The 10,898-nt window shown below is 36.9% G+C and carries 12 protein-coding genes; 7 read left to right on the top strand and 5 right to left on the bottom strand.

Features of this window, described 5'->3' with window-relative positions:
* The first annotated feature begins 244 nt into the window (after window positions 1–244).
* The 3 genes from M3210_RS18800 (at window position 245) to M3210_RS18790 (ending at window position 1,601) form a co-directional block, all read left to right on the top strand.
* Entirely contained in the window at window positions 245–439 is a 195-nt protein-coding gene (locus tag M3210_RS18800; protein ID WP_251517620.1) for a helix-turn-helix transcriptional regulator, read from the top strand.
* A gap of 2 nt (window positions 440–441) precedes the next feature.
* Window positions 442–897, top strand: coding sequence for a DUF3278 domain-containing protein (locus tag M3210_RS18795; protein ID WP_251517617.1), 456 nt, complete (start codon window positions 442–444; stop codon window positions 895–897).
* A 200-nt stretch (window positions 898–1,097) separates the two neighbouring features.
* Entirely contained in the window at window positions 1,098–1,601 is a 504-nt protein-coding gene (locus M3210_RS18790) for a DinB family protein (protein ID WP_251517615.1), read from the top strand.
* 114 nt (window positions 1,602–1,715) lie between these two features.
* Here the strand turns inward: M3210_RS18790 and kynB are convergent, their stop codons facing one another.
* The 4 genes from kynB to kynU are packed head-to-tail and all read right to left on the bottom strand — an operon-like array spanning window position 1,716 to window position 5,886.
* Window positions 1,716–2,342, bottom strand: a complete 627-nt coding sequence (gene kynB / locus M3210_RS18785; RefSeq protein WP_251517612.1) for an arylformamidase — start codon at window positions 2,340–2,342, stop codon at window positions 1,716–1,718.
* Between the two features lie 25 nt (window positions 2,343–2,367).
* On the bottom strand, window positions 2,368–3,705 hold the full coding sequence (locus tag M3210_RS18780; RefSeq protein ID WP_251517609.1) for a sodium-dependent transporter: 1,338 nt from the start codon (window positions 3,703–3,705) through the stop codon (window positions 2,368–2,370).
* Window positions 3,706–3,737: 32 nt separating this feature from the next.
* Window positions 3,738–4,571 carry a tryptophan 2,3-dioxygenase gene (kynA, locus tag M3210_RS18775; protein WP_285853901.1) on the bottom strand — a complete coding sequence of 278 codons (834 nt, stop codon included), beginning with the start codon at window positions 4,569–4,571 and terminating at the stop codon, window positions 3,738–3,740.
* 28 nt (window positions 4,572–4,599) lie between these two features.
* The gene (gene kynU / locus M3210_RS18770) at window positions 4,600–5,886 is read right to left on the bottom strand and encodes a kynureninase (protein WP_251517607.1); all 1,287 of its coding nucleotides are present in this window, start codon (window positions 5,884–5,886) and stop codon (window positions 4,600–4,602) included.
* Window positions 5,887–6,265: 379 nt separating this feature from the next.
* Here kynU and M3210_RS18765 point away from each other — a divergent pair, with 379 nt between their 5' ends.
* From M3210_RS18765 to M3210_RS18750, 4 genes are all read left to right on the top strand, one after another.
* Window positions 6,266–6,469, top strand: a complete 204-nt coding sequence (locus M3210_RS18765; RefSeq protein ID WP_251517604.1) for a hypothetical protein — start codon at window positions 6,266–6,268, stop codon at window positions 6,467–6,469.
* 412 nt (window positions 6,470–6,881) lie between these two features.
* Window positions 6,882–7,589: a cytochrome c biogenesis CcdA family protein gene (locus M3210_RS18760; RefSeq protein ID WP_251517602.1), complete on the top strand. Its 708-nt coding sequence runs from the start codon at window positions 6,882–6,884 to the stop codon at window positions 7,587–7,589.
* A gap of 32 nt (window positions 7,590–7,621) precedes the next feature.
* Window positions 7,622–8,197 (top strand): thiol-disulfide oxidoreductase ResA, encoded by a 576-nt coding sequence (gene resA, locus M3210_RS18755; RefSeq protein WP_251517600.1) that lies wholly within the window; start codon window positions 7,622–7,624, stop codon window positions 8,195–8,197.
* Between the two features lie 192 nt (window positions 8,198–8,389).
* Window positions 8,390–9,643 (top strand): aminopeptidase, encoded by a 1,254-nt coding sequence (locus M3210_RS18750; RefSeq protein WP_251517597.1) that lies wholly within the window; start codon window positions 8,390–8,392, stop codon window positions 9,641–9,643.
* A gap of 197 nt (window positions 9,644–9,840) precedes the next feature.
* Here M3210_RS18750 and M3210_RS18745 read toward each other — a convergent pair whose 3' ends face one another.
* Complete coding sequence (locus M3210_RS18745) at window positions 9,841–10,680, bottom strand: tyrosine-type recombinase/integrase (protein ID WP_251517595.1); 840 nt, start codon at window positions 10,678–10,680, stop codon at window positions 9,841–9,843.
* Window positions 10,681–10,898: the final 218 nt, after the last annotated feature.

Here is a 10,898-nt window from a genome sequence, read left to right as displayed (position 1 = left end):
TCATACCTAGCTTTCCATTCTATTCTTTTGTTAGCATCGTTCATTGGCATAACCTCCAGATTTTTTTCTAAAGAGATTATCTCAAGAACGGATATTTAATAGAAGGTGTTCATTGTTTGACGCTTACTTTTTAAATGCATTAAAGGAAAATTTATTGAATAAATAAGTTGATTTTTTTTAGAATTGATGTAAGATATAATTAACATATGCAATATATATGTGTCTTAAAGATAAAGGTGAATGTATGAAAAATAATGTGAAAATAACACGAATTAAGCAGTCGATAACCCAACAGCAATTAGCTAAGAGAGTTGGAGTTACTAGACAGACAATCGGACTAATTGAGAAAGGAGAATATAATCCTAGTCTGCAATTATGTATTGCAATAGCCAAGGAGCTTAATAAAACGTTAGATGATTTATTTTGGGAGGTGGAGTAATAATGAAATCTTGGGTATCATTTTTATTGCCGAAAGATGAATATAAGAAAACACGAATGTTATACTTTTTTACTGAAGGTTCAATAATTCTTTTACTTGCTCTTGTAGGTATAATTATCATCAACAATTATTTTAATATCAGTACAGAAATTCCTCTATTGTTTTCCATAGCTATATTCCTATTTTATGTATCGGGAAGATATATCCTGTCTGGTATTGAATATACGGATGTTGCAACAGAGGGAGCATATAGAATAGAATTAAAGCACATTTTTGCCAGAACAGGTAGTTTTACAGTTGTTTTTATTCTGTTATATTTAGTTGTCGCAGGTATTCCTAACAACCAAAACGAATGGATCGAATTAATGGCATTGGTACTAGGAGCTGGATTACTTTGGTTTATTACTAGTTACATTTCTTTAAAACGGTCTTATAAAAAGAATAAGGAATTGTTATAAACACAAATAAGTACTTGGTATAACTCTTTAAGAAGGTGATTCAAAAAGGTCACCTTCTTCTTATGGATCTTGAAAAAGAGAACGTACCCCATATATAATTGTTGTGCAAAGTTAAAGATAACACATAAGTAATGCAGTATTAATAAGTTGGAAAATATATGGCTTTACAACGAATTCAAATGGATTTGGGAGGATTATATATGTACGTAACGGTTTCAGACTTTATTAAAGAATGGAATAGGGAAGCTATGCTAACTCAAAACGTTTTAAATGGTCTGACAGATGAATCTTTAAAACAACAAGTTTATCCGGAAGGCCGTACTTTAGGAAGGATTGCGTGTCATTTAACAACAAACATTCCGGATTATTTATCCCATTTCGGGTTTAAGATAGATCGGGTAGACAATGCAGATAGCGTCCCAACCTCAGCAAAGGAAGTTGCTGAAACTTTTCAAGCGATAAGTACTTACGCAGCCCAAATCATTGAACAACAATGGACAGACGAGTCCCTAGAACAAGTACAAGAAGCTTTTGGAAGACAGGAATCTAATGCTCAAATCCTAATGGGACTAATCAAGCACATTATTCATCATCGTGGTCAAATCACCGTTCTGATGCGTCAAGCAGGATTAAAACCGTTTGGGGTTTATGGTCCACCAAAAGAAGATTGGATTCATTTCGGCGTGGAAAACCCACCAGAATAATATAAAAACAAACGCCTAGCCATGAATACATATAAAAATAACTCTTAGGATAGGCTCCATGGTCGAGGTTAAAAAAGACCTGCACATCTGAATTTAAGATGTACAGGTCTTTCCTTAAAGTTCTCTAATCACCGCTCTGACAGGACTTCCATCTCCTCCGTGAATGGATAATGGAAGAGCTATCAGTTCATATAGTCCGGGTTTTACATCTTTTAATACCAGGTTCTCCAGAATATATACCCCATTCTGATATAAAGCATGATGGGCTGGTAGGTGTTTACTATCCACTGGATCGACGGAAGGACATTCCGTACCAATCAGATGGATTCCTTTTTCTTTTAAAAATGGGCCAATATCTTCCTTTAGGATAGGATAACGCTCTGGAAAGCTGGAGTCTGCTCTGTCCAGAGAACGCAGTAATAGGCGACTCACCCCAGCTAAGTTGAACGCTTCTAACTCTTTTCTCCCAATTACTTCATGGCCGCGCACGTCAACTACTTTGGCGGGACCGATAAATAATGAAACATCTAACTCATGTATCTTTTTCCCATCATTATCGTAGTGGAATGGAGCATCCATATGGGTGCCTGTATGAACACTAGTAGACATCTCTCCAATGTTGACCGACTTTGTTTGTTCTTTTGTATAGCTTAGACGAAAGTTAAAAGGCTTATCTCCGGGCCATACCCCCATATCATTCGTTAATGGGATGGAAACGTCAATCCACGGTTTTTCCTTCATGGTTTACCACCTGCTCTTTTATAAATTAAATAAATCCTAGTGTATTAAATAGTACAATAACAATCGTCGCTGGAGCAATCCACGTCATGATCTTTCTCCAAATCGTATAGATTCCTGGGTTTACACTGCTACTGAGCATAAATTCTTGTTGGACGAGTGCTTTATCCATTCGATGAATGATGAAAATCGCGATGAATAAATTCCCAACCGGCAGCATGATGTTACTGACGAGAAAATCGGTAGCATCGAATACAGTCTTATCAAAGAGGAGGATATGTTGTAAGATACTGGATGACAATGCAGCTGGGATTCCCGCGATAAATACAATGATTCCGCTTAGGCTAGCCACACTATTTCTTTTTCTCTTACCGTTTTCTGTGAATGCAGCTACAATAATTTCAAATAAACTAAAGGATGAAGTCAATGTTGCGAAAAGGAATAGTAATAGAAAAAGGCTTAAGAAAACTTCTCCAAGTGGCATTTGAGCAAATGCCTGCGGAAGCACCATGAACAATAGCCCTGGTCCTTCTGCTGGCTCAAATCCAAAGGTGAAAACAACCGGGAAAATCGCCACACCAGCCAAAAAGGAAACGATGAGATTCATGCCGACTACCCATCCGGCTGAGTAAGAAAGGCTTACATCCTTTTTCAAATACGAACTGTAGGTGATCATACAAGAGAGACCTACTGCCAAGGCAAAAAAGGATTGACCAAGGGCATACAGGATGGACTCCGATGTGATATTCGAAAAGTCAGGTGTTAAGAAAAACTGGAGACCTTCCAATGCGCCATCTAGAGTTAGTGCTCGAATAACTAAAATGATGAGGAAAACAAATAAGAGCGGCATCAAATATTTATTTGCTTTCTCAATTCCTTTTTGCACTCCTAATGCAATGACGATGACGTTCAGGATAATAAAGAGCGCGAAACCGAGAATCGTAATCCACGGTGTCCCGATAATCGTCCCAAATAATGCTCCGTAATCTTTCCCATCCCGAATCACTGCTCCAACAAGGGACAGCACACTATAAATCAACACCCAGCCACCGACAACCGAATAAAATGACAGAAGTAAAAAACTGCCTAAAACACCAAATCTCCCAATCCACGCCCATAAGCTGTCCGGCGCTAGTTTTTTAAAGGCGCTAATCGCTTCTTTACCTGATCCACGCCCGATAATATATTCAGAGATTAATAATGGAAAGCCTATTAATAGAGTGAATACAACAAAAATCAGAAAAAAAGCTCCTCCGCCACTGGTGCCGGTGACGTACGGAAATTTCCACAACGCACCTAAACCAATTGCTGCACCTGCAGAAGCCATGATGAAACCAAACTTCGATGACCATTGATCATTGTTCATTGTTTTCCCCCTTTACATTAGGTGATGAGGATTTAGAGTTCTGTTCGAACATCCCATAATTCAGGAAAAAATCGGTGGTTGATGACATGCTTCAAATAAGTAACACCCGAAGATCCTCCTGTACCTACTTTGTGCCCAATAATTCTCTCTACGGTCTTCATATGACGAAAGCGCCACTGTGAAAACGCGTCCTCCACATCCACGAGTTTTTCTGCTAATTGATATAAATCCCAGTGGTCCGCAGCTTTTTTATACACTTGTTTCCATGCATTCTGGACACTGACATTTGCTTCGTAGGTTTTAGAAACGTCACGATGTAAGATCTCTTTAGGAATTGGGAAACCTGCTTTGGCTAAGCTTTGAATCGTGACATCATAGATACTAGGGCTTTGGTAGGCTGCCTGTAATTCTTTGTATATTTCCGGCTTTTCTTTATAGATTTTTAGAATGGCTTCTTTCTTATACCCTAATGCAAATTCCATCAATCGATATTGATAAGATTGAAATCCAGAAGCATTTCCCAGCTTGTCACGGAACTCCAGATATTCGGCTGGAGTAAGGGTGGATAGTACTTCCCAAGACTGAATCAATTGGTGCTGGATACGTGTGACACGTGCAAGCATTTTGAATGCAGGCTGCATATCTCCGTCTAAGATAGCTTTTGTCGCAGCTTTTAGCTCATGTAATATCAGTTTAATCCATAGTTCCTGTACTTGATGAATGATGATAAACAACATTTCATCATGATGGCCAGAGATAGGATTCTGACTGGAAATGATACTGTCTAATTTTAAATAATCGGCATATGTCATGCGACTTCGGAAATCGGTATGAATTCCTTGCTCGTCGTGTGGGTGACTTGTCAATTCGATCCCTCCTTACTTATCTTAGTATTTAAGAGACAATCTCCCGGTCACTCTCAAATTGTTTGTAGCGCTCTTCTTCCATAATCCTTTGCAAGCAATCGACAACATTCCATACATCTTCAAAAGAGTTATAAAGTGCCACAGGGGCTAGTCGTATTCCTGAAGGTGGCCTAAAATCCGGGGTAACTTTTTCTTGTTTCAAAGCTTTGCAAATTCGTATGGCCTCCGGGTGTTCCAAATAGACATGTCCACCTCTGCGATTATCTTCTCTAGGATTTGCAATACTAAAACCATATACTCTTAGCTTGGCATCAATGAGAGTCATCATATATTCTGTTAGTTTAAGAGATTTCCTGCGTATCTTTTCTATACCGATATCTTGAAATAGTTTTAAAGAACCGATTAATGAGGAAGCACTTAGGATATGTGGTGTTCCAATTTGCATTGCTCCTGCATCGGGCGCAGGACTCATGGTCAGATCCATATCAAATTGTTTTGTTTTATCTGAACCAAACCATCCGCTAAGACCAGGATGGATTGGCAGGTGATGCTCATTAATATAAATCCCTGCAGGGGATCCTGGACCACCATTTAGATATTTATACGTACACCAAAAAGCAAAATCAACTTTCCAATCATTTAAGGAATGGGGAAGTGCTCCAATCGAATGGCATAAATCAAAACCTATAACTATTCCATTCTCATGGGCTGCCTCTGTAATCTGCTTCATATCCAAGAGTTGACCGCTTCGATAAAGTACGCTTGGAAAAATGGCGACGGCAATTTCATCAGTCATGGAATCGATGATATCCTCTTCTTTTAATGTATGTTGATCCTCTGCTGTTACGAGAATCAGATGTTCTTCTGGATCCATTCCCCGTAAAGCTAAATGACTTTTAATCGCGTAAATGTCAGAAGGGAAATTTAATTCATCTGCTAAGATTTTTGTCCGTTTTCCATTCGGTTTATAAAATGTTGCAAGGAGCTGGTGCAAGTTAATAGTGGTGGAACCGCTTACAATAACTTCCTTATTTTTGGCACCGAGTAGCTCTGCACTCATTTCTCCCAATTGTTCGGAAACATAAAACCATGGATGATTTCCTTTTGTCCATCCGTCGATTCCATTTGTTTTCCAGGAATGTAGCATATTTAACAGGGAATCTTCTGCTTGCCTGGACAATAGGCCTAAGGAATTTCCGTCCATATAAATCGAATCTGGCTGTCGATAGAATTCGTTCTGGTATTTTTTCAGTTCATCTTCATGATCTAGCTTTCTTGCAGTGTGAATCGTTGTATCAATATTTGTTTTTGACATCTTATCACCTCATTTACCATTATTCGGAATTTAATGTTAATATGTTTATAACATATTAAATCGTACAGGTTTTCATACTGAAATACAATACGCATTTTTACCTGGATATCAAAGGCTATTGATATATTAATATAAAATCATTTCGCAATTCACATTTCTCAATAGGTAGCATAATTATTGGTGGTTGCCTGAATTAGTTGTGATTTATCAAGGTATTTGGATGTTGTTAAAAAAATAATAAGACTACCGAAGATATTGTGAAATAATGTACTTAAAGTAACGGGCAGTATAATTCAATAAGAGAAATGGTTATTTTTGGTTATTATGAAACCTTTGCTTGGGTACGTTCGTAATTTAAAAGGAGGAGGGAGGATTAATTATGAAGAAATTTGAGTTTAGCTTTAAAAATAAATATGTTAGATTGTGGTTTGCATTGCTGTTACCTGTAATCTCACTTTTAGCTATACTAATTTTTCTTGTTCCGATAGAGTACCAGGGGATACTTGTTATTCTCTCTGTAATTGTTGCATTTATCTTTTATGGCTGGGTCAAATTTGACAAAAAGAAGAATAATATTACATAAATTTTAATCACACTAAATGGGCGAAAGAGTCAAACAAGGTGATCATTAGAGATGGTCGCCTTTTATTTATGGAAAAACGAGTAGAAAATATACTATGGTTATTTAAGAATGAGAAATTGAGCTAAATGGGGCAGTCCCCAATCGGATATTTTTATTTCTTTGTCTAATTTCCGAACTTTTGAACGAAACTATATGATTTCGTTTTCATTCAAATATAATGGAGCCAGTGAGGAAAATAAAAACGTAATTACTTACGGGGTTTAGAGGAGAAAAAGAAAGACAAAAGATGTGATGATATTAAAAGTTAAAGCATCTTCAGTATTTATGGGAGATTCAGTTAGAAGGCACGATTTCTAAAAAAAGTTTTCCGATACTAATAACTTATATATATATAAAAGTAGGTGAATATCATTTGGGAGAAGTAACAGTATTGCTAGCATTTGGAGCTGGTTTATTATCGTTCATATCACCTTGTTCGCTTCCTCTCTATCCTGCATTTCTGTCTTATATTACAGGAATGACTGTGGAAGAATTAAAGACAGAACGCGGAATTTTAAGAAGGAAAGCTTTCATACATACTATTCTTTTTTTATTAGGTTTTTCGGTTGTCTTTTTGGCAATCGGATTGTCGACCTCATTTATAGGAAAGTTTTTTCTAGCCTATCAAGATCTATTAAGACAGCTTGGTGCAATTATATTGGTGTTTTTCGGGATGATTCTTACGGGTATCTTGAGTTTTGATTTTCTACTTAAAGATAGAAAGTTTCAATTTCGAAAAAGACCGGCTGGATACCTGGGTTCAATTTTAATTGGATTGGGATTTGCTGCTGGTTGGACACCATGTACTGGACCGATACTTGCGGGAGTGATTGCAATGGGTGTGGCCAACCCAGGAAAGGGCCTGTTATACATGTCTTTTTATATCTTGGGTTTTGCAATACCTTTTTTAGTTATGACTTTGTTCCTTGATAGAATGACATTTCTTAAAAAACATGCTAATCGTTTTATGGTAATAGGTGGTATTTTAATGATAGTCATGGGTATTGTTCTATTTTTTGATTGGATGACAGTGATCATTGAATTATTACTTCCTGTTTTTGGTGGATTTACTGGATTTTAGGATTTGAACTTTTCCATAGAGAGGTGTCGCAAGTGGACTTAGAACAAAAAAAATTAAAAAAGAGAAACAAAAAAAGAAATAGAGTAATTTATAGAACCTCGATTTTACTGGTGTTGTTGGGGGCAATTATATTTGCGGTTTTCTCCAGCCTACAGAAGGATAATACAGTCTATGGAGTAGGGGATCAGGCACCAGATTTTCAGCTAACACAAATTAATAAAAATAATGAAGCTGAAACGATAAGGTTAAGTGATTTGAAGGGAAAGGGAGTCATGCTTAACTTCTGGGCTGCTTGGTGTAAACCTTGCGAAAGAGAGATGCCATATATGCAAGAACTCTATCCAAAATATAATGAGTTAGGCATTGAAATTGTTGCAGTTAGCATGGATAGTACTGAGTTAGTTGTAGACCGTTTCATAGATGAATATGATTTGACTTTTCCTGTACCCCAAGACAAATCAGGAGAAATAAGAGACTTGTATAAAGTTAGGCCGCTTCCTAGTACTTTTTTTATAAATCCTGAAGGAGAAATCGTGGAATATGTGAAAGGGGAATTATCCCTCGAAAGTCTAGAAGGGTACTTGAAGAATATTGTACCTCATGAATGAAGTGAAAATCTAAATATCATTCGGAAAAATATTAAATAAAAATATCATTATTTATAATGAAGATTGTTAAAGAAAATACTTAGACAAATGGGTGCGATTGTTCAGCAAGAACAGTCGCATTTTTACTAACGGGGAAGGTTAGTTTAAGTAGGTCTGGGTTCTGTAGTAAATTTATAACAGGGGAGATATTAAATGATTAAAGGAATATATGAATTTATAAGTGAAGCACAGTTAAGAATGTATGCAGAACTTGCTATACGAGTTGGTGTAAATCTGCAAAAAAATCAATTATTGATTATTCATAGTGATATACAAAATGCTACGTTTGCACGTCTAATCCAAACGGTAGCCTATGAGACAGGAGCTTCAAATGTATTTATAGATTGGACAGATGAACAGTCTACCAAAGAATTTTACTTAAATGCAGCAGATAGTGTCATCGATCACTTAACTGATTGGCAGGCTGCCCGTTTTAAGGAGTGGGACGATGCTGGTGCTGCTTACATCCATATTATTTCTGAAAACTTAGATGTCTTTAAGGAGGTTTCTACAGAAAGGATAAGTCGTTTCCAAAAGGCCTCTCGCACCAAGTTGAAGGCTCATTACGCAAAGATTAGATCCCACGAGATACGCTGGTGTATTTTGGCTGTCCCGAACTTCACATGGGCAACTAAAGTATTTCCTCACTTAATTAAAGAAGAAGCTCTGCATTCATTATGGAAATTAATTTTAAAAGGAACTCGTGCAGATGGGAAAAATCCTATAAAAGATTGGGAGAGTCACAATAGAGCCTTCGAGTCTCGAAAAAAAATCCTAAACGAGAGCCAATTTGAAGCCCTGCATTTTACAAATAGCCGTGGGACTGATTTATTAGTTGGTCTACCTAAAAATCATCTCTATATCGGTGGGAGTGTCATAGATAAAAATGGAATACCTTTCTTTCCGAACATTCCTACGGAAGAAATATTTACTGCTCCACATAAAAATAAGGTGAATGGCAAATTGGTAGGTACTAAACCTCTTATCTATGGGGGAAGTGTCATCGATGAATTCTATCTAATTTTTAAAGATGGACGGATTACCGACTATTATGCCGCAAAGGGACAAGAAGTGTTACAAAATCTCATCGAAACAGACGAAGGTTCACATTATCTAGGTGAAATTGCCTTGGTCTCTAATAAATCTCCTCTTGCTCAGGCAGATACTCTTTTTTATAATACCTTGTTTGATGAAAATACGGCCTGTCATATTGGAATCGGAAATGCATCTCCCTCCAATATTCAAAATGGCATTGACCAATCTGAGGAAGAGTTGAAGGCAGCGGGTCTGAATACTTCACTTTTGTTAGTCAATGTGACCTTTGGTACCGAAGATATGAAAGTAGTGGGCATTAAAGAAGGTGGAACTGAAGTCCCGCTAATGAAGGATGGGGATTTCCAATTCTAAATCGTCTACAACTTAAAAGCAGAGAAAACTGATCTCTGGTGGATTATACTTAGTGCTAGTTATAGTGAAAACAAACTGGGCAGCATACCTGTAACAAATGAAGATTATGGGTTATGTTTGTGAAAGAATGTACTTAAACAAACGGGGGCAAAAGTTAAATAAGAGCAACGCAAAATTTGTGCGTTGCTCCTGTGCAATTAAAAATACTTTTTGTAAAACTCTTGCCGTAATCTCCCACTAAGTTGAGCATAAATTCTTGTTGTTTCACTTTTTTCGTGACCTAACAGGCTTTGGATCACTTCTAGTGGAGCTCCGTTATTCAATAGGTGTGTTGCGTAACTATGCCTTAATTGGTGAGGATGAATGGTCTTATTTATTCCTGCACGTTTGGAAATCCGCTTAATAATATATCTCATTTGAGCGATACTCATCCTATGTGGAGAACGTTCGGTAACGAATATAGCTGGATCATTGTCGTTTCTAGTGTCTAAATATTTCTTTAACCAAATATCGCAGCGTATATTGAAGTACACTTCTCTTTCCTTGTCCCCCTTTCCAAGAACAATAGCAGATTGATTTCCCCAATTAATACTATTCCGATCCAATGAAACAATTTCTCCTATTCGGCATCCAGTAGAAAACATAAATTCAAATAAGGCTTTCTCAATCGGAGTAAAACACGCATCCCTTAAATACTCAATTTCTCTTTCCGTAAGAAACTTTGGAATCCGTTTACCTACCTTTGGTTCTTTTATTGTACTAGCAGGATTTAACTCAATGATGCCTTCCTCGTGTGACCATCGAAATAGGGAACGAATAAACCTAATACGATGAGACAAACTGGATGGTTTTAGATTATTGCTGGATTCAGCTAAATAATTCTTTAGTTGTAGGGTTGTTATATTATTCATATTGATATTCCCAAAATGATCGATTAGCAGTTTTGCTTGAAGCCTATAAGCATTTAATGTTTGTGCCGAAAAACCTTCAATTCTCTTATCTGCCTCATAAGCCTTTGCCGCATCCGATAGCATCATAATTGTTCACTCCCCAAATTATTATTATCAACAGCATTTCCAGATGGCTAAATAAAATAACTTTTGCAATAATTGGGTGAATCGAATGATATGATGCTAGTATAGTTTCATAGACACATCTAAGTTAAATTTATACAATGAATTTCAAGGAGGATGTGTCCGATGAATACAAGAAATAACGGTAAACGATATAATGATGATTTCCGTAAAATGATTGT

The sequence above is a fragment of the Oceanobacillus luteolus genome (assembly GCF_023715655.1).
GTDB lineage: Bacteria > Bacillota > Bacilli > Bacillales > Amphibacillaceae > Oceanobacillus > Oceanobacillus luteolus.
The sequence above is the reverse complement of the archived record's forward strand: the minus strand, read 5'-3'. Positions and strand labels throughout refer to the sequence as shown.

Coding starts and splice junctions, on each gene's coding strand:
- M3210_RS18750 (WP_251517597.1), top strand. CDS start 8,390: ATGATTAAAGGAATATATGAATTTATAAGTGAAGCACAGTTAAGAATG.
- M3210_RS18765 (WP_251517604.1), top strand. CDS start 6,266: ATGAAGAAATTTGAGTTTAGCTTTAAAAATAAATATGTTAGATTGTGG.
- M3210_RS18795 (WP_251517617.1), top strand. CDS start 442: ATGAAATCTTGGGTATCATTTTTATTGCCGAAAGATGAATATAAGAAA.
- M3210_RS18745 (WP_251517595.1), bottom strand. CDS start 10,680: ATGATGCTATCGGATGCGGCAAAGGCTTATGAGGCAGATAAGAGAATT.
- M3210_RS18780 (WP_251517609.1), bottom strand. CDS start 3,705: ATGAACAATGATCAATGGTCATCGAAGTTTGGTTTCATCATGGCTTCT.
- kynB (WP_251517612.1), bottom strand. CDS start 2,342: ATGAAGGAAAAACCGTGGATTGACGTTTCCATCCCATTAACGAATGAT.
- M3210_RS18790 (WP_251517615.1), top strand. CDS start 1,098: ATGTACGTAACGGTTTCAGACTTTATTAAAGAATGGAATAGGGAAGCT.
- M3210_RS18800 (WP_251517620.1), top strand. CDS start 245: ATGAAAAATAATGTGAAAATAACACGAATTAAGCAGTCGATAACCCAA.
- kynU (WP_251517607.1), bottom strand. CDS start 5,886: ATGTCAAAAACAAATATTGATACAACGATTCACACTGCAAGAAAGCTA.